The sequence below is a fragment of the Candidatus Ozemobacteraceae bacterium genome (assembly GCA_035373905.1).
In the GTDB taxonomy this organism is placed as follows: domain Bacteria; phylum Muiribacteriota; class Ozemobacteria; order Ozemobacterales; family Ozemobacteraceae; genus MWAR01.
The window spans coordinates 54,077-72,964 of sequence record DAOSOK010000021.1 but is presented as its reverse complement, the minus strand read 5'-3'; the positions used below and the strand labels follow the sequence as shown (position 1 = coordinate 72,964).

Here is an 18,888-nt window from a genome sequence, read left to right as displayed (position 1 = left end):
AGATGAAAAAGACCGGATGAGGATCGCTCCGAAGCTGTCACTCCTGTTCGTCCTGGCGTCCCTTCTGCCGTTGCTGACGATCGGGTATGCCGGCACGTACCTCATCGAACGGCTCGGCGAGCGGGCCGTCGTTTCGAGCAGAGACAATGCGATCGAGTCCGAAAAGACCCGGCTTGCCCAGCTCGTTCAGGACAAAGCGCAGATCGTGCGGGATTTCCTTGCCGAGTATCACCGGGACGTGGTCATGCTGCGCAACCGGTATGAACGATTCTGTTGTGGCTCCGCAGGCGTCTACGAGTCGCTCGTTCAGTCTGCGTATCGGGAACGCGATACCGCCGGACTGCCGGCCTACGGATACGTTCATCCGGAAAACGGTGCATACGGAAACTGGGACGGACTGGGATACGACGGCGTTCTCTGGGTACGACGAACCCTGACCAAGCGGGTTCGGGAAGATCCCGCGTTTCGGGCCGAGGCCACGGGAATTCTGAACTGCATGGCCAGGCTGATGCCCTGGCAGCTCGCCGTTCTCGAAAAACACCGCGACTCCTGCGATCTGGTGTGGGTTGTTTCGACTACGGGCATCGTCAGCACCTGCCCTGACGAGTATACATCCGGAATTGCATCAAACCCGGATCTTGCGGATCTGGATGAGACGAATGAAGAGTATCTGACCCTGTTCACGCCCGGCAGGAATCCGAGCCGGGAAGTCCGATGGATGCAGCCGTATCTGGACGAAATCAAGAAAATCTGGATGATCAGCTGCGTCACGCCGTTGTATTGCGGCGACAGGTTCCTCGGAACGCTCGGCGTCGACGTCACGATCCAGAATCTTGTCGAATGGCTGAGAGAATTGCATATCGGCAGGAATGGGTATGCATTCATGATCTCCTCGACCGGCGCCCCCCTGGCCCTGCCCGAAGCGGGAATCGACGAGCTGGCCTGCACCCCTCTGCTGAAGGAGGCTCTCAGGGAATCCTGCAGGCCGTACGGCGCCCAATCCTGGAACGACCGCCTCGAACGGGCTCTCCAGGATACCATCGCCGACGGATGTCCCGTATCGCTGCGACATCTGTACGTGCAGATGGTCGCGCAGAAAACGGGGGTCGAAACGATCGAATTTCCCGGCGGAAAAAAGATCGTTGCCTACTGCCCGATCGGCCAGGCGGGCTGGAGCATCGGACTTGTGCTTCCGATCGAGGAGGCGCTTTCGGCTCTTCAGCCCGTTTTGGCTGGCATTGATTCGGCGCGCGCGGATTACACCCTGTTCCTGACCTCGTTCATCGTCATTTCCGCGCTGATTGCCGCCGTTCTGGGCGCATGGGGTGGCAGGCGTTTCGCCGGCCCCGTGAACGAGCTGATCAGCTCGATCTCCAGCATCAGCAAGGGGAACGCGTGGAAGGATGTGGAGAGCGGGAGCTATGATGAACTCCGGAACCTCGCCGACAGCGCGAATGTGATGGTTCGGCAGATCGCTGAGAACGAGCAGATGCTCGAGGTGCTTTTCAACGGGGTGAGCGACGCCATCTTCGTCCATGATTCGCATGGCGCCATCATCCGGGTGAACGACCGGATGTGCGAGATGTTTCAATGCACCAGGAGCCAGGCGCTCGAGATGAGTCTCGAGATCACCAGCAGCGGTGAACCGCCCTACACGCTCGAAGACGGCCGCCGCTGGATCGAGCGTGCCCTGGCGGGGGAGTCGCCGGTGTTCGAATGGCGAAGCCGCGACTTGACCGGTCGTGTGTTCTGGACGGAAGTAGCCCTCCGGCGGGTCGTGCTGTCCGGCGAGCCCTGCGTTATCGCCACGGTCCGCGACATCTCGGCGCGCAAGGAGGCCGACGAGAAGCTTCGCCACGTCGAGGAGCAGCTCCGCCAGGCACAGAAGCTCGAATCCGTCGGAAGGCTTGCCGGGGGCGTCGCTCACGATTTCAACAACATGCTGACGCCCGTCCTGGGCTACGCGCAGATCATGAAACAGATGATTCCGGCTTCCGACCGGCTCCGGCCGATGGTCGACCATATCAGCACGGCGGGAAATCGCTGCCGGGCGCTGATCTCTCAGTTGCTGGCCTTCGCCCGCAAACAGGTGATGTGCTTCCGGTACCTCGATCTCAACTCGGTCATCCGGGATTTCATGCCGATGCTCCATCGGACGCTGCGGGAGGACATCCGGGTCGAATGCCGGTTCACACCCGAGGCCGCCGGCATCATGGGCGATTCCGGCCAGATCGAACAGGTCGTGCTGAACCTGGCCCTGAACTCTCAGGACGCGATGCCGAACGGCGGCGACCTCATTTTCGAGACGCGTTTCGAAAAGCCCGACAAGGTGTTTCTCGAGGCGCATCCGGACATTTCCGACGGACTGCACGTCGTGTTCACGGTCCGGGATACCGGCGTGGGGATGACGCCGGAAGAGATCGGCCGGATGTTCGAACCGTTTTTCACGACCCACGGCCACGGCTCGGGCAAGGGAACGGGTCTCGGTCTGGCGATCGTCCACGGGATCGTCCAGCAGCATTCCGGCTGTATCGCCGTTACCAGCGAGGTCGGCAAGGGAACGGTCGTCGAGATCTTTTTCCCGGCCGCGCAGGTGTCTCCCGAAGCGGCGCATCCGGCGGCGGAAGACAGGCCGAAAACCGTCGGCGGAAACGAGACGATCCTGATCGTCGAGGACCAGGACATGGTGAGGAACCTGACGCTCACCATGCTCGAGGAGCTCGGATACCGGACCTTTGCCGTCTCCAGCGGTGCCGAGGCGATCGCGGTCGCCCGTCGGGAGGGCGGGAAGATCGACATGGTACTGATGGATGTGATATTGCCGGATATGACCGGAAAACAGGTGGGCGAGCGCATCCGTGAAGAGCTGGAAAAGCCCCTGAAGATATTGTATATGTCTGGATATACGGCTGATGTCATCGGCAACCATGGCGTGCTCGAGCCTGGGACGATGTTCATTCAGAAGCCTTTCGAGATTGGCGATCTCGCGGGCAAGATTCGCGAAACCCTCGCAAGCTCCGGGTGAACCACCGGTTCGGACCGAACATACACGGAATCGGTTGAACGATATGAATAAATATACATTGGAGTTGCCATGAAGAACGTATGTTGCCTGGTGATCATGATGTGCCTGTTCCTGCTTCCTTCCCGGATCATCGCTGACACCCTGATCCCGAAGGGAACCCTCGTGCGGCTCAAGCTCGAAAAAAACCTGTCGACGCGTACGAACAAAACCGGAGAGATGGTCAAGCTCAGCGTCGTCGATGCCATCCAGATCGGGAAGCGAGTCGTGATCAAAAAGGGCGCCGAGGCCCAGGCCCAGCTCGAGAAGGTGCGCGGCCCGGGGAGATTCGGCCGAAACGGGAGCATCAAGATCCGCTACCTGTTCGTCACGAGCGTCCGCGGAACGCAGATCCCGATCGTGCTCGGCGAGCGCTCCATCAAGGCGAACCAGTCGATGGGGCTCGCCGCCGGCGCGTCCGCGGCCGGCTACATCATCCTCGGCCCGATCGGCGTGGTCGGCGGGGCGTTCGTCAAGGGGCACCACATCGACATCCCGGCTGGCACGGAGCTGATGGTCGAGATCGAAAACGATTACATGCTGTGAAGACCGGGGCGTGATGCCCCGTCCACGAGCGGGGCGACCCGCGTGTCTCCGACCGTGATGCCCTCCGCCGGCTGAAATCCTCTTCATGCGCGCCGGACCCGGCCGAAGACGAACTCACGTGCCTTGTACGAGGCGGTCGCCCATGATATGGTTGCCCGATGGCTGGATATTTTCGAAGACAGGGAGGAACGGATGCGCTGCATCGTCCCGATCAAGCAGGTGCCCGAGACGAACTCGGTGAAGATGGATGAAAAAACCGGAACGATGATTCGCGACGGCGTCGAGGCGATCATCAACCCTCTCGACCTCTATGCGCTGGAAGCGGCGTTCAGGCTCAGGGAACGGCACGGCGGCGAGGTCGTCGTCCTCACCATGGGGCCGCCCAAAGCCGTGACGGCCCTCCGGGAGGCGATCGCCATGGGTGCCGACGGGGCCGTTCTGCTCAGCGACAAGGCCTTTGCCGGCGCCGACACCTGGGCGACGAGCCGTGTGCTCGCGGCGGCCCTTCGGCGACTCGGTTTCGACGAGCAAACCCTGATTCTCTGCGGGGAGCGGGCGGTCGACGGGGACACCGGCCAGACGGGGCCGGCGCTTGCCTCCTGGCTCGATCTGCCCGTCGTGACATACGTGTCGGCCATCGACGAAGGCGGAGACGCCGCCGGCGTCGGTTGCTGCCGGCTCAGGCGCCTGACCGAGGACGGATACGAGCTGCTCGAGATGCGCCTTCCAGGCGTCGTCACCGTCGTCAAGGAGATTGCCGCGCCCCGACTTCCGACGCTGCGGGGAAAACAGCGCGCGCGGGCGGCCGAAATTCCCTGCTGGGGCCGCGACGAACTCGATCTGCCGCCGGAATGCCTCGGTCTCGCGGGTTCGCCGACGCGGGTGGTTTCGCTCGCCAGGCCGCGCGTGTCGCGCACGTGCGAGAAGATCGCCGCTCCCGATGCAGCCTCGATGCGCGTCGCGGCGGCCCGGTTGGCCGCTTTCCTGCGCGACAGACACCTCGTCTGAGCCCGGACCATCGGAGAACACGTGAAATGAACGCACGAAACAACCGTGAAGTATGGGTTCTCGGAGAGCAGCGCGACGGACGGGTCCTTCCGGTCACGCACGAACTTCTCACCCGCGGGCGAGCCCTCGCCGACGCGTGCGGAGCCCTGCTGTCCGTCGTCCTGTGCGGCGACGCCGTTGGCGAAGGGGACATGGCCGAGCTTGGAGAGCGGGGGGCTGACCTCGTCGTGGCGATCGAGGCGCCCGAATTGGCCCACTTCGACTGCGAACGGTACACCGCCTGCCTGATGGAACTGGCCGGGGAGCGCGATCCGGAAATCTTCATCGCGGCCGCAACGACGACGGGCCGGACCCTCATGCCGTATCTGGCGATCAAGGCCAATACCGGTCTCACGGCCGACTGCACCGGTCTCGAGATCGACCCGCAGACGGGACTGCTGCTCCAGACCCGGCCCGCGATCGGCGGAAACGTCATGGCCACGATTAAAACCCCGTCGCACCGGCCGCAGATGGCCACGGTCCGGCCGCGCAGCACGGCGCCGGCGCCCCGGGTGCCGGGCAGAACGGGGACGATCGAGCGCCGGACACCGAAGCCCGAAACCCTGGCGTCCCGGGTGCGCAGAACCGGCTTCATTCCCCGCGAGGAGTCGCATGATATCGCGGAGGCCGATCGGATCGTCTGCGTTGGCCGCGGCGTGCGGAAGGCCGAGGGCATCGCCCCCGCCAGGCGTCTCGCGGAACGGCTGGGCGCGGCGATCGGCGGCACGCGCGACGCCGTGGACCGAGGCTGGCTCTCGTATCCCCATCAGATCGGTCTTTCCGGGAAAACGGTCGCTCCCGCACTTTACGTCGGACTTGGTGTATCAGGCGCTATACAACATATCGCCGGCATGCAGACGGCCGGCACGATCGTCGCCGTGAACGCCGACCCGGATGCCTGGATCTTTCGATTCGCCGATTTCGGCATCGTGGGGGACCTGTTCGAGGCCGTGCCCGCCATCATCGAGGCCCTGCCGGGGGCGTCGGCGGAGGAAAAGAAATGAATACGCATAGATATATATCGTTAGCCCCGGCCCACGTCGAAGAACTGAGAACGATGCTTGGGGCGGAGAACGTCATCTGGGGCGATCCCGAGCGGCTCGAGGCGTATGCCCGCGATGAGGCGGCCGAGTGCGGCGACGCGAAGCCCCATCTGCCGGAAGCAGTGGTGAAACCGGCATCGACGGCGGAGGTGGCGGCCGTGATGAAACTCGCGAGCCGGGAGCGAATTCCCGTCACGCCCAGGGGGGCCGGCAGCGGCCTTTCCGGCGGGGCCGTCCCGCTGTTCGGCGGGATCGTGATGACGTTCGAGCGCATGAACCGCATCGTCGAGTTCGACGCCGCGAACCTCACGATCACGGTCCAGCCGGGCGTCGTCACCAACGAGATCAACGCCCGGGTGCGCGACGCCGGCCTCTTCTACGCGGGGTATCCGATGAGCCTCGAAACCTGCTGCATCGGCGGCAACGTCGCCGAGAACGCCGGCGGCGGCAAAGCCGTGAAATACGGGGTGACCGGCCGGTACGTGCTTGGCCTGGAGATCGTGACGCCGGCCGGCGAGATCGTGAAGCTGGGCGGCAAACTCGTCAAGGACGTGACCGGCTACAACCTGATCCCGCTGATGGTCGGCTCGGAAGGGACGCTGGCCGTGTTCACCGAGATCACGCTGAAACTGATGCCCCTGCCGAAGGCGAGCACCGACCTGCTGGTCCTGTTCAAAACGCCCGCGGAAGCGATCGCCGTCGTCCCGAAGATCGTCGCCGAGGGAGGCATTATACCCACAGCGATAGAATTCATGGACCGCACCAGCATCGAAGCGTCGTGCCGATATCTGAACGAGTCGCTTCCCTGGGAGGCGTGCGGCGCGATGCTGCTGATCACGGTCGACGGCGCCGATCCCGCCCAGGTCGAACGGGAATACGAGATCGTCGGCGAGCGCTGCCTTGCGGCCGGGGCGATCGAGGTGTTCGTGGCCGACAACGCGACGACGTCCGAGCGCGTCTGGAAGGTGCGCCGCAACATCGCCGAGGCGTTCAAGGTGCGCAGTCCGCGCCAGAGCCTCGAAGACATCGTCGTTCCGATCGCCGCGATCCCGGCGATGGTCGACGGCGTCGAGAAGCTGGCCCGGGAATGGGACATCGAGATCCCCTGCTACGGCCACGCCGGAGACGGCAACCTCCACGCGACCCCCGTGATGAATCCCGCCTGGACCGACGCGGAGTGGGCCGAGAGGCTGCCGCGCATCCTGAAACAGCTCTACACCATCACCGCGGGCCTGGGCGGAACGCTGTCGGGCGAGCACGGCATCGGCCACAAGCGCAAGGAATACATGCCGATGGTTTGCCCGCCGGCATACATGGAGATGATGCGGGGCATCAAGCGCGCGCTCGATCCGGCCGGCATCCTGAACCCGGGAAAAATCTTCGACCTGGTATCCTGCGGTCAGTAGCGCAGGGACGGCGGAAAGCCGTACGGTGCGATCTCGGGCCAGGTAAACGCGTTCAGCGGGCCGTTGACCAGGTAGGCGGCAACGAGCGCGGCGGCCAGGATCCTCCACCGTACCCGACTGTCGGTGACGAGAAGGGTGAGGGCATGGCCCGCTCCAATCGAGAGGATGACGGCCAGGGGAAGGCGATACCGTCCGAGCACGAAAAAGGCGGCGATCATGAGCGTCAGAAGGACGGCGCTGATCGCCAGGAAGAGGCCGAGATCGCGGAGGCGGGCGGGGCGACCAAGCGCGAGAAGGCCGATGCCGACGAGGCCGAGCGGCCCGAGCAGGCCGAACCGGATCAAGAGGGGAGAAGCCAGCGCAGGCGAGTAGGATTCCATGGCCTTGAGACTGACGTTGCTGGGAAGCTCCCAAGCTCCCCATACGAGGCAGAGCTTGCGCATCGTCAGTCTGAGCCAGCCGGCCGGCGACTCCCACGAACGAATCGTTTCCTTCAGCCAGTGCGCGGTGCGTTGTTCCGCCGGCAGAGCGGCGGCTTCCTGCTTGACGCGCTGGAACGCCTTGCCGATCTGAAAGGTGCCGTTGGCATCGGAGTGATTTCCGATGAAGAAATTGTCGCCGAGATTCTGGGTTCCGAAAACGAGGGTGCCGGTCGACGACCATGTCAGGAAGGGGACTGGAAGCAGGAAGAAGAGCGCGCCGCCGGACATCAGAACGAGAGTCGCTGCGGATGCGCCCCGTTTTCGCAGCCACCAGAGCACCGCGGGCCAGAAGACCACGATATTCGGCCTCAGCAGATGAAGAAATCCGACGAGCGTCACGGTAAGAACCCCTTGGAAGAGACTCGGGGGGATGGCCAGAAGAACGGCGATGAGCGCGCTGAAACAGACGGTGTGCAACGGCTCGAGGAGGAGGAACTGCTCGTGGAACACGAGCGACTGGTTGAGGGCGAGCAGGCACCCGGCCGCCGCCGAAGCTGCAAATCCTAGGCCGGCCCGGCGGAGGGCAAGGAAGAGAAGCGGCCCGATGCCGGCGCCGAGCAACATCTGAAGGAGAAGCATCCATTCCTGGCCGCCGCCGAGTCTGAAAACGAGCGCGAGCAGGTGGTAATAGCCGGGGTTCGTATACATGACCGGCTGGGGAGAGCGTCCAGCCGCGACTTCTTTCGCCAGGCCGATATGGATGGCCATGTCGGAGATCGGGGGAGGGTAGTAGTAGAAGCCGTAGCTGCTGGCCAGCTCATCGTGAACGGCGAAACGCACCGCGCAGCCCATCAGCAGGAGGCCGACGACGACGAGCGTCGACGCGCTGATCCTTTGCCTTGGTGGGTTTACCCGGGCCGTATCGTCCATGGGAGTGAGATTTTCCTCGTTTGTACGCATGCGCTTGAAAAATCGTGGGAACATACTATCATTGGGGCCGGTCGATGAACAGCGAGACGGGATTCTCTCGGGAAACCCGATACATATGGAAAACTATTTCCAGGAAGGGAAATGCGGAATGGGCTCGAGCCCGCTGGTGTTCGCTTTCGCCCTGACCCTCTTCGCGGGCCTCGCAACGGGAATCGGCAGCCTCCTGGCGTTTCTCACGAAGCGCACCAATACCGGCTTCCTTTCCGGAACGCTCGGCTTTTCGGCGGGCGTCATGATCTACGTGTCGATGCTCGAGATCATGCCCAAGGCCCAGACCGCTCTGACCTCCGGGTTCGGTGAAAAATACGGGGAAATATATGCCGTGGCGGCGTTTTTTGCCGGCATGATCGGCTCGGCGCTGATCGACCAGCTCGTGCCGTCGTTCGAGAATCCGCACGAAATCAGAAATATCGAGGAACTTGGCGAGGATTTCGAGTGCCCGGAAACGTCCGAAGACTGTTCCGACAAGCCCGCCGCTGCGGCCGCGCCGGTCCGCAAGCACGAGCTTCTGCGCATGGGCGTGTTTTCCGCCCTGGCCATCGGCATTCACAACTTCCCCGAGGGGCTCGCCACGTTCATCGCGGCCCTGAAAGACCCGACGATGGGCCTCGGCATCGCCGTCGCCGTCGCCATCCATAACGTTCCCGAAGGCATCGCCGTCTCGGTGCCGATTTACCACGCCACGGGAAGCCGGCGCCGCGCCTTCCAGCTCTCCTTTCTCTCGGGGCTGGCTGAGCCGATCGGCGCCCTCGCGGGATACTTCCTGTTGCTGCGGTTTTTCAGCGATGCCGTGTTCGGCGTCCTGTTCGGCGCGGTCGCGGGAATCATGGTGTTCATCTCGCTCGACGAACTGTTGCCCACGGCCGAGAAATACGGCGAGCATCACCTGTCGATCTTCGGCGTCGTCGCCGGCATGATGGTCATGGCGGCGAGCATTCTCCTGATGCGCTGAACGACGTCGCCCCTCACGCCGCGCTCAAAGGCGGTGCTGCAGCTCCCTGACGAACCGCGTGAACCAGGCCTCCACCTCCGCGTTCCTCGGCCGGCCGAGATGCACGCCTTTCTTGTACCACTCGACGGCCGCCAGAACGGAGGACCTGACGGCATCGACGCACGCGTCGGGCGTGTCGGGCGGCGCTTCGGACAGTTCCGGCGCTGCGGGACGGGGCCCGCCGGCACCGTGCGGCGATGGGGAAGAGGCCGCCGCGGGAATCGGTGACGCCGCCTCCGGTGGCTCTGCGATGCCCATCTCTCGCCGGAACTCGTTCGCCTGCTCGAGCATTTCGGCGGAGCTGTGGCTCTCGTCGACGATCATGTAGACGCGCAGCGGCTGCCGCTGCCCCTTGACGCTCCGCTCGCCGCAGTCGCTGCAGGGGATCTCGCCCCCGACCTTCGCGTGCGTCGCCTCGGTCAGAAAGATCATGCCTGGCTGGGCCATCGATTCCATACGCGCCGCTACATTCACGGCGTCGCCGAACACGTCCTCGTTCTTGACGAACACGGTTCCGGTGTTGAGGCCGATGCGGATCAGAATCTTCTCGGAACTCGACCGGTTCAGTTCGATCAGGGCGCCCTGCATGCGGATCGCGCAGCGGCAGGCGGCGAGCGGGTCTTCAAATGCGACCATCAGCGCGTCGCCGATCTTCTTGATCAGGCGGCCCTGAAACTCGGCGATGATCGGCATCAGCGTCTTGTCATGCACGGCCAGAAGCGTCATCGTGTCGATCAGTTCCTTCTGCGCCGCCTTCTTTGAATAGCCGACGATATCCGTGAACATGACGGTCCGCTCGCAAGTGAACTTCTTCAGGAGCTGCTCATCGAATTTCTTCCCGAGCCCGGCGTCGGAAAACCGCTTGGCGAGAAGGCGTTCGACGTTCGCGTCGGAGAACTTCTCGAGCTCCATCTTCTGGAGCCGGCTCTTGCGAAACATGTATTCCGACGGCGAGACGGTTTTCGCCTGGAACAGCCGGTCGAGCCGTGCGATCTCCTTCTCGAAGTCCCGTTCGATGAACTCCTCGGAGGACTGGATCGTCTCGATGCTTCGCTCTCTCAGCAGCTTTTCGAGCTCCTCCCCGTCTGGGTGGAAGAGTTGCGGCAGTTTGAGCATGTCCTGGGCGGTTTCGAGCTCGATGTCGTATCCGAGCGGCGTGCGACGGCCCTTCACCGACGTGATCAGTTGGCAGGGAACGGCGTGGACCGCGGCGGAAGACGCTTTCAGCTGGTCGCGCAGGAACAGGAGCAGCCGTTTCCCCGTAAGCAGGACCAGAAGATAGATTGGGCGCTCGACGAGGCCGAACAGGGTCGCATACACCGGTGAAACCGCTTCCGGGTCGCGGACGTGGGAGAGATGCACCAGAGTGGTGGCGGCGTTGCTGTCGAGGGAGCGCTTGCACTCGCGGAAAGGACCGAGCTGCTCGGTGAAGAAGCCGATGAAGGCGCGATCGTAGGTTTCGCCCGGCTCCAGCAGACCGGCGAGGAGCTCCTGGGTGTCGGTTCGGAGGGTGTTCAGAAGCGCCGCCTGTTTCGGAAAACGGCCTTCCCAGACGCCGTTCATCGATTCGGCCTGCCTGCCGCGCGCCTGCAGGTCGGACGCGAGCTTCTGGTAGTCACGCTCCTGTTGCGGCAGTTCGGCCAGCGTCGGCCCGCTTTCCTTCAGCTCCGGGAAGCGTTCGGCGATCTTCGCCCGGATCTCGTCCGTGGAAAGTCCCTTCAGATCGACGAAGTAAGGCTGACCGGAGAACGCCTGGCTGACAAGCTTTGCGGCCAGGCGGACCTGCTGGTCGCCGTCGGTCAGTGCGTGCAGGGCGAGCAGGTAGTCTTCTTTCCGACGGGTCTGATCGGCTTTGATATGCATCAGGGCGGCCTGTTTCGCCGCCGGATCCATCGCGTCGAAGGCTGAAATTTTCATCCGGATTCCTCTCTTCCGATTCCCGATACTGGATGCCTGACATGGTATCATGGACAAAGAAAGCGATGCACCCGCGCCCGCGCGTTTCCAGTGTCGACGGATTTGGGAGAAGATCGTATGCCTGATGGCGTGATGCGTTTCCGACGGAAGTCACCGGCATTCCTTGCTCTCCTGTCGCTATCCGTCTCTCTCTGGGGCGATGCGCCCGCGGGGGCGGCTCCGTCGAAAAAGAAGCAGCCGCCCCTCGTGTCCCCCGCTTCGGTCTCAGAGGCGGTTTTCATCGAAAAGAAGCCCCCTGCTTCCGTCGATCTCGATGCTCTCGTGGCCGACCTCGAGAAGAAACTCGCCGTCGCCAGCGATGCCGCGGATATCCGGGCTGAGCTTGCCGGAGCCATCGCGCGGCGCGCGTCGAACAGGGCCGCTGCGACGGAAAACCCGGACAAAGAGCGCCGAATGCAGCTTCTCTCGGAGTTCCGCCGCGCGGTTCAGCTGGCTCCCGAACTGCCCGACGCATGGCTTGCCTACCTCGACTTCCTGCTCGCCCGGCCCGACCAAGCATCCGTCGCCGCCGCGGAAGCCCAGGGAGCGCTCGACGCGCTCATTCCGCGCGTCTCCGGCGCCCTCTCTCCCGATTGGAAAAACGTCCTCGAGCAACTCGAAAAACTGTACGCAACCTACGATATGCCGCTGTTCAGAGCCCAGTGCCTCGAGCTTCTCGCGCGGGGCGGCGATGCCGATGCCGCATCCGCTTCGAAACGGCTTCTCATCGCCCGGGAAACCGCCGTCCGCCGTATTCCCGATGTGCTGAGCCGCCTCGACGCGTCCCTCAGCATAGGAGATCTCGCCCAGGCGCAGATTCTTCTGAACGGCCTCGAGCGGCTCGACCCCGCTTTGAGCGCTCTCCCTGCCTTCCGGCAACGGCTTCAGACGGCCAGGCGGGTAGACGACCTCTTGGCCTCGGCGCTACGGGCGATGCGCGACGGGCGGCCGTCTCTGGCACGCGATCTCTGCACCCAGATCCTGCGGCTCGATCCGAACAATCCGCAGGCCCGATCGATGCTGGCGAAACTCTCGGATACCGTTGTCGCGACGGCAGCCGTGGCCGCCGGAGAAAAAGCCCCCCGCCGGAACGTGCTGGCGGAAGAGTTCCTGGAGAAACTCGCCGCCGCCGACCGGCGTGACGACATCCTGGCCGCCCGCCAGGCTCTCAGGGAACTTGGCGCTCTCGGGGCCGCGACGCCTGAGCATACGGCGCGGCTTCAGGCCCTCGAGCAGGAATTGCTCGAGTCCCGTTTCCTTGTTTCGCAACGATTCGACGAGGCGAAAAGCCTGTTCGACGCCCGCCAGTGGGAAAAACTGCGCCGGCTGCTGAATCGCAACCCGGCGCTCGGCAACTCGACCGAGCGTGTCATCCGGGTCTGGGAGATGGGCCTGATTGCTGACTGCGAACTGGGCTGGAAGGATTCCGACACCCTCGTTGCCGAAGTCGACCGTCTTGCGGAGAAGGCCCCGCAAAGCTTCTGGCCGCCCTACGTGAAGATGCGCGTGGCCATGAGCCAGACCCGGTATGCCGACGCCGAAAAGGAGCTCGCGGCGGCGCAGGCGATCGATCCGAACAGCCCTTTCCTGAGGTGGCCCGCTCGCATCCTCTGGCTGTGGCGTCACGGCTGGAAGTTCGTTCCCCTCCTCATGCTCGCCGCCATCTTCCTGCTCGGTCGGAGCATGCACGTGTTTTTTGCCTGGTGGGAGCGGTTCTACTGGACGTGGATCGCCGTCCTCGCCAGGGTGTTCCCGGGCCTCGCCCTCAGATCTCTCGAAAAACGGTTTTCGGCCGCTCGCGACACCGATGACAAACTGCAGTTATACAGACTGCTCGCGCGGTGCGCCTTCGCAACCGGGCATTCGGTCAAGGGAATTCGATATGCCGAGCTGGTTCTCGAGATCCGGCCGGCCGATCCCGATGCCGTCGGGATGCTCGGCCGGCATTACCTGAAGCTTCCCGCCCAGACGCCTGATCAATTCTCCTTCATCGTGCGATACGCCGCCGGCCGCCTCGATGACCGCGAGTTGGTCGAAAAGATCGGCAAGGCCGTCCTGGCGGGAAGACCGGTCACACCCGAGGTGCTGCCCGTCCTGGGCCGCTACCTGGCGCACTTCCCCCAGGATGAGGCAATGGGGCGGGTGCTCGGCGAGTATTACCGGACGGCTGATCCTCTGGAGCTGACGGCGGAGGCGATCGATTTTCTCGAGAAAACCTGGCACAAGAATGGGTCTGAAGAAGTCTGGTATGTGCTTCTGCGGGCGCTGATGATGCGGGGCCTGTTCGACCGGTTCGAACAGCTGGTCGCCGCGGCCGCCGCTGACGGGAAAGCCGGGGAATGGTGGCGCCTCTTCGACGTGGCCGAGCGCCAGACGGAAACCGAACTGCATCCGATCGTGACCTCTCTTGGCGGAATGGACCGACAGCGTGTGGGGGATGCCATGCAGCGGGTGCTGGCCCTGCGCTTCGTCTCGAAGGAGCACTTCCGTCAGCTTGCCGGAGCCCTGGACGGCCACGTTCTGTCCGAAGACGTCGGAACTCGCTACCACGCGCAGAAAGCCCGTGATCATCTCCGCTCCCAGACGATGAAGACCGAAGCGTTCGTCATGGCGATGTCGCGCCTGATGCCGTCCTCTTCACCCGATACAGGCGATCAGCCCGTGCCGGAACCCGCCTCGGTCGTCGTGGAGCCTCCGCCCGTTGAAGAACTGCCCGCTCCAGCTGTGGAACCCGTTTCAGCCCTGGGCAATGTCGACGTCGCTGAGCCGCAGCCGTCGGCATTCGACGTGTCTGCAGAAGAATCGCCTGCTTTCGTCCCGGAGTCGCCGGTTTCAGGCGTGCCGGCAGAGCAACCTTTTGGAGACGGGGAAACCGTGACGTCCGTGGCGGCGGAACTTCCGGAACGAACGCAGGCCGAAGAGGTCGCGCTTCCCGACGTTCCTTCCGCGATCGAGAGCGGTGGATTGTTCGACGATCTCGATGCGGTGGCTGGTGTTCCGGTTCCTCCTCCGGAGACCGTGGCGGCGGGCGGTACGGCCGTCGGCGGCGCCGAAGACCTGTTCGACGGTCTCCCGCCCTTCCCGGCTGCGGCCGCTGTCGGAGAACCCGAACGTGCGGCGCCGGAGGTGCCAGGCGCGCCTGTCGATGAAACGGCTGGAGCGATCGGGGAGGAAATCGGGAGACTCCCCGATGCCCCCGAGTTGGCCGATATTTTGAGGCTTGTCGAGGCGTCGACGCCGCGCGATATTTTATATTGGAAAGAATATATATCCCGCCCCCCTTCTCGTGAGGTTCTCGAAACTCTTCCGAAGCTTCTTGGACGGTTGCACGCGCCGGAACTGGTCCCGATCTGCTCGGACCTTCTCGCGACGCCGTTGCCGCGGGTGCGTGCGAACGCCGTGGAGGCCCTCGAGGAGAACGGGTGCAGGGAGGCGATTCCGGTTCTGGTCACCCTGCTCCGTGACGATGACAACCGCGTCAAGGCCAACGCGATCAAGGCGATGTCGGCGTTCGGCCCCGATACGATGCTCGAGGAGTTGCGGGGCATGATCGAAGACCCCCGAGTGGAGATGCGCGATTCCGCGACGTATGTCCTGAAAGGAATCCGTGGGCAGGAAGCGGCCGTTCTGCTGGAGCACCTGCTTCGCGACGGCTCGCCGCTCGTGCGTTTCAACGCGATCCGGTCGATGGCGGTCCAGGGCGACCCGGGGAACACCCAGCGGCTGATGGAATACCTGCCGGAAGTGGCCGATCCCGAAGAGCGCGACCTGCTGTTCAAAGCCATCTCCCAGCTCCAGAAGCAGGGCTGAGAAGGACCTGCGCTTTCCGGTTCCGTCTTGCGCGGAGTTCGGGGCGCGTGTACAGTTCGAGAACGCAATCTTCCGTGATGGGACGGAGACATGGGACGGAAAGAGATCGCTGAAAAAATAGCTGCCGGTACAGTTCATGTCACGCGACATGCCTACGAGCAGATGATTGCCCGGGGCATCTACATCAAGCAGGTGCACGAGGCGATCGTGAACGGGCGGGTCATGAAAAAATGGCCGGACCGCGGCGGCGACCGCCTTGCCATCGTGGGCGCGCGGTTCAACGGCGACGTCATCAAGATCATCGTGAAGGATTGCGACGTTCCTCGCGTCATCACGGTCTGCTGGCCCTACGAAACCGGGGACTGAGCCGGCCCGGACGGGGTCAGGAGAAGAGCAGCTGGACGAACGCCTGCAGGAAGACTTCCTTGAGAAGAACCAGAAAGCCGGGCATGGCGATCAGCAGTAGGGTGCCCGCCGTTCCGTAGCCGGAAAACGGCCATGTCGGCATCTCCTCGATCGCCTGCGCGATGAGCCGCCTTCGGCTGAACGTTTCGAAATCGGCCTCGGGAGAGTCGGGGCGCAGGCGGGTCTCGATCTCGTCGAGGCGCTTCTGCGCTTCATCGAGCAGCCGCCGACGGCGCACGTCCAGCAGCTTGTGGACCTCCCACTGTGGGTAGGTGAAATACAGCAACGGGGCCAGCGATGCGAGACCCAGCAGACCGAAAAAGATCACCACTTCGATGAACAGCGGGTCTTTCACGAGCAGGGCGATCTGTCCCGCAAGTCCAAGGCCCGGCCGCCAGCGCAGGAGGGCATACGCCGGCCACATCATGCCGTTATAGGTGTAAAGCAGGTGCATGGTGTAGATGATGATGACGCAGAAGCTGAAATGGATCGTCGCCAGCACCGCGACGTTCAGGTAAAAACGGCTCAACAGAATGGTTTCGGCCCGTCCGAGTTTGCCCGACGCGATTTCATGGGCGATACGCTTGACGAGTTCGGTATACCGGCCGCACAGGACGGTCGCGTTGAGCACGAAGAAAAAACCGACCAGCAGCCAGACGGAAAACAGGATATCGACGTGCGTTGACGCAAAGGGGGTGAACTCCCCGGCGGTCACATACCGGATCGAGATCGCCAGGGCCCCGAGCAGGAGCGGGCCGGGAACGAGCCAGCGCCAGTCGTGGAACCGGTCGCGGAGCCGACCGAGAAAATCCGCCATGTCTGGATGCATGCGCGACAGGTTCGCCACCAGGCGCCCGAGCAGACGCGCGAGAAACAGGCTGATCGCACCGGCCGCCGTAAAGGCTGTCACGAGCGTCATCTCGTGGTTCCAGTAGCAGGGATCCCCGGGATACAGGCCCGAGCGGACCGCGACGAGGACGAGCCAGAGGGCGGGTGAGAAGGCCAGCGTGGCGGCCAAGGCCGAGGAAAACCGGGTGAAACACCACGACCAGGGAGCGATCAGACAGGTCTCGTCGGGCGCTGCCTCCGGTGCCGGAGCGCCCTTCGCCCGGGACGACGCCGACGCGGCCTGGGAGGGAGCAGACGGCTGAGGAGCGGCCACGGTCTTTAGGCCGGAGTTGGCGGGGGTTGTCGGATGCGTTCCGTTCTTCTTTCGTTTCGACACGTGGAAAGTGTATCGGGCCCGCCGTCGGTTGTCCATAGTATACTGTCGCGACGGCGCTTTTTCCCGCGACGGCCCGCGTCGGCCGTCCGATCTTCGCGCCGGGGCGACGATGAGATGAGCGCGAGAGGCTTCGTGTGAGAAATATAAATTATATAATATACATGGTTGTTCTTCCGATGTTTTTTTCCGTTTCGTGCCTTTTTGCGGGACCACTGCACGACAAGGCGATGCGGTTCGAGGAGGCGATCCGGAAACTGCACTGCCCGAACGGCCTGGTGTTCGATGCTGTTCCCGGCCCCGACGGCGGCTTCCTCATGCCCGCCGGAGGCGGCGATTCGACGATCTGGACGGGCGCCTGGATCGCCGCCGAAGTGTTCCGATGGCGCGCCACGAAAGACCCCGAGGCGCTGGCGGCGGTCGAAACCTCGCTGGAGGCCTTCCACAGGCTTCACCTCCTGTGCGGCGGGGACGGGTTTCTCGGCCGATATTTCGGGCATCGCAGCTGGTTCCCCGGGCGGAACAACCTCGCTCCGGGCGCGCCGCCAAACCAGGACCTCGTCTGGAACACCGATACGTCCCGCGACCAGTACACGGGCATCTTTCTCGCCTGGATGCTGGCCTGGCCGGTGATCCGCGACGCCGGACTGCGGGAACGGGTGGCCTCCGACGTGCTCGCGGCCGGCCGAAACCTGCGGCGTAACGACCTCGCCCTCGTCGCCACGATCGATGGGACGCCGAAGAGCATGTTCAGCGTCTCGCCCGATTACTGCTACCAGGACCGGATCACCCCGGAGGAGTGGGCGAGAGTCGATGATTTCCCGGTGAACGCCTTCTGCCGGAGCGTTCCCTACAACGCCACGATGGCCGAGGTGCTGGCGACGTTCAGGCCTCCGCCGATCAGGGGAGGGGAGGCCCTGCGGGCCCTGCTGATGACCGGCACCGCCGCACGCATCACGAAAGACCCCGATCTCGAGAGGTTTTTTCGCGACGAGCTGTGCGGCCGCCGCGCCTATCCGCGAGTTGCGTCCGAGACGTCCCAACTGGTGAGCGACCTGTTTCTCGGTATCAACGAAAACGTGGCCGTCCGGCTGATCGCGCAGCTCCACGTCTCGCTCGCCGATCTTGCTCTCGAAGCCGGCAGGAGATTCAGGCCCGGTTATTCAAATATAATAAGCTTTATATCTCCGGTCGCCCGTGCGGTTGCCTTCGCGGTCGGGTATCTTCGCGGAAATATGCTCATAGGTATTCTCGACTGCCTTCGCGGCCCGCGCGGGTTCGATTGGCTCGGGCGGCTTGCGGACGACGCTGACGCCTGGGCCGCCGCCGCCCGAAATCTCGGTTTCACGAAGCCCGCCGAAAAGCTCGAGGCGCGCGCCGCGGTCTGGCGGGAAATGGCATCGTCGAATCTCGACGAGCTGTCGGATGCCCTGCGCAGCTACGTCGGCACGAACATCACCCAGTTCGCCCTGCTCGGGCTGATGGAAGGCCTCCGGGAGAGCGGCATCGAGCCGGCCGCGCGCGACTGCGTCGACCGTGCGTTCCTTCCCATCGCCGACGAGGCGAACCCGTTGTACACTTACATCCGGCACGTTCACGGCACGGCCTCGCTTTCCTCCGACCTGCTGGCGGCCGCGAAACGGACGCTCGAACGGTATCCGGAAGATCAGCGCCAGCGGCGCGTCGACAACGGCGCCGAGCCGGGCCTGCGGGTGCTGCCGTGGCCGGACCGGTTCGAGCGCTACGGCAACCAGGCTGACCGTGTGTTCCCGATCGACAAGCGGGCCCCGCACATCTTCATCTGGCAGGAGTGCCCGCGCCGCATCGTCAGCGGCAGCGACGGCCCCGGACGGGTCGCGCCGGTCGGGTATCTCATGGCCTACTGGTTCGCCCGCTGTTACGGCATCCTGACCCCTGAGGAGTGACGGCGCGGTGCCCCGACCCGCATCAATGGGCCATCCAGAACGACCTTCTGCGGGAAACACCGGA

The 18,888-nt window shown here is 63.9% G+C and carries 12 protein-coding genes; 9 read left to right on the top strand and 3 right to left on the bottom strand.

The features are described 5' to 3' along the window. Window positions 1-16: 16 nt before the first annotated feature. The 5 genes from PLU72_11875 (at window position 17) to PLU72_11855 (ending at window position 7,103) form a co-directional block, all read left to right on the top strand. The gene (locus PLU72_11875) at window positions 17-3,025 is read left to right on the top strand and encodes an ATP-binding protein (GenBank protein ID HOT28881.1); all 3,009 of its coding nucleotides are present in this window, start codon (window positions 17-19) and stop codon (window positions 3,023-3,025) included. Window positions 3,026-3,094: 69 nt separating this feature from the next. Continuing rightward, window positions 3,095-3,607, top strand: coding sequence for a hypothetical protein (locus PLU72_11870; protein HOT28880.1), 513 nt, complete (start codon window positions 3,095-3,097; stop codon window positions 3,605-3,607). Between the two features lie 192 nt (window positions 3,608-3,799). Next, on the top strand, window positions 3,800-4,615 hold the full coding sequence (locus tag PLU72_11865) for an electron transfer flavoprotein subunit beta/FixA family protein (GenBank protein HOT28879.1): 816 nt from the start codon (window positions 3,800-3,802) through the stop codon (window positions 4,613-4,615). 26 nt (window positions 4,616-4,641) lie between these two features. Continuing rightward, window positions 4,642-5,658, top strand: a complete 1,017-nt coding sequence (locus PLU72_11860; protein ID HOT28878.1) for an electron transfer flavoprotein subunit alpha/FixB family protein — start codon at window positions 4,642-4,644, stop codon at window positions 5,656-5,658. After that, window positions 5,655-7,103, top strand: a complete 1,449-nt coding sequence (locus PLU72_11855; protein ID HOT28877.1) for an FAD-linked oxidase C-terminal domain-containing protein — start codon at window positions 5,655-5,657, stop codon at window positions 7,101-7,103. Before PLU72_11860 ends, PLU72_11855 begins: the two co-directional genes overlap by 4 nt. On the opposite strand, the gene PLU72_11850 is transcribed toward PLU72_11855, so the two are convergent. Further along, window positions 7,097-8,455, bottom strand: a complete 1,359-nt coding sequence (locus PLU72_11850) for a hypothetical protein (protein HOT28876.1) — start codon at window positions 8,453-8,455, stop codon at window positions 7,097-7,099. The genes PLU72_11855 and PLU72_11850 overlap by 7 nt on opposite strands. A 115-nt stretch (window positions 8,456-8,570) precedes the next feature. Between PLU72_11850 and zupT the strand changes: the two genes are divergently transcribed. Beyond that, on the top strand, window positions 8,571-9,467 hold the full coding sequence (zupT, locus tag PLU72_11845) for a zinc transporter ZupT (protein ID HOT28875.1): 897 nt from the start codon (window positions 8,571-8,573) through the stop codon (window positions 9,465-9,467). A gap of 24 nt (window positions 9,468-9,491) precedes the next feature. Here zupT and PLU72_11840 read toward each other — a convergent pair whose 3' ends face one another. Then, window positions 9,492-11,423: an adenylate/guanylate cyclase domain-containing protein gene (locus PLU72_11840; protein ID HOT28874.1), complete on the bottom strand. Its 1,932-nt coding sequence runs from the start codon at window positions 11,421-11,423 to the stop codon at window positions 9,492-9,494. 117 nt (window positions 11,424-11,540) lie between these two features. Between PLU72_11840 and PLU72_11835 the strand changes: the two genes are divergently transcribed. Continuing rightward, the gene (locus PLU72_11835) at window positions 11,541-15,272 is read left to right on the top strand and encodes a HEAT repeat domain-containing protein (GenBank protein ID HOT28873.1); all 3,732 of its coding nucleotides are present in this window, start codon (window positions 11,541-11,543) and stop codon (window positions 15,270-15,272) included. A gap of 90 nt (window positions 15,273-15,362) precedes the next feature. Next, window positions 15,363-15,638, top strand: a complete 276-nt coding sequence (locus tag PLU72_11830) for a DUF4258 domain-containing protein (GenBank protein ID HOT28872.1) — start codon at window positions 15,363-15,365, stop codon at window positions 15,636-15,638. A 16-nt stretch (window positions 15,639-15,654) separates the two neighbouring features. Here the strand turns inward: PLU72_11830 and PLU72_11825 are convergent, their stop codons facing one another. Further along, window positions 15,655-16,902: a hypothetical protein gene (locus PLU72_11825; GenBank protein ID HOT28871.1), complete on the bottom strand. Its 1,248-nt coding sequence runs from the start codon at window positions 16,900-16,902 to the stop codon at window positions 15,655-15,657. 134 nt (window positions 16,903-17,036) lie between these two features. Between PLU72_11825 and PLU72_11820 the strand changes: the two genes are divergently transcribed. Continuing rightward, window positions 17,037-18,824, top strand: a complete 1,788-nt coding sequence (locus PLU72_11820; GenBank protein ID HOT28870.1) for a hypothetical protein — start codon at window positions 17,037-17,039, stop codon at window positions 18,822-18,824. The last annotated feature ends 64 nt before the right edge of the window (window positions 18,825-18,888 follow it).

Coding starts and splice junctions, on each gene's coding strand:
- PLU72_11830 (HOT28872.1), top strand. CDS start 15,363: ATGGGACGGAAAGAGATCGCTGAAAAAATAGCTGCCGGTACAGTTCAT.
- PLU72_11835 (HOT28873.1), top strand. CDS start 11,541: ATGCCTGATGGCGTGATGCGTTTCCGACGGAAGTCACCGGCATTCCTT.
- PLU72_11865 (HOT28879.1), top strand. CDS start 3,800: ATGCGCTGCATCGTCCCGATCAAGCAGGTGCCCGAGACGAACTCGGTG.
- PLU72_11875 (HOT28881.1), top strand. CDS start 17: ATGAGGATCGCTCCGAAGCTGTCACTCCTGTTCGTCCTGGCGTCCCTT.
- PLU72_11855 (HOT28877.1), top strand. CDS start 5,655: ATGAATACGCATAGATATATATCGTTAGCCCCGGCCCACGTCGAAGAA.
- PLU72_11850 (HOT28876.1), bottom strand. CDS start 8,455: ATGGACGATACGGCCCGGGTAAACCCACCAAGGCAAAGGATCAGCGCG.
- PLU72_11860 (HOT28878.1), top strand. CDS start 4,642: ATGAACGCACGAAACAACCGTGAAGTATGGGTTCTCGGAGAGCAGCGC.
- zupT (HOT28875.1), top strand. CDS start 8,571: ATGGAAAACTATTTCCAGGAAGGGAAATGCGGAATGGGCTCGAGCCCG.
- PLU72_11840 (HOT28874.1), bottom strand. CDS start 11,423: ATGAAAATTTCAGCCTTCGACGCGATGGATCCGGCGGCGAAACAGGCC.
- PLU72_11870 (HOT28880.1), top strand. CDS start 3,095: ATGAAGAACGTATGTTGCCTGGTGATCATGATGTGCCTGTTCCTGCTT.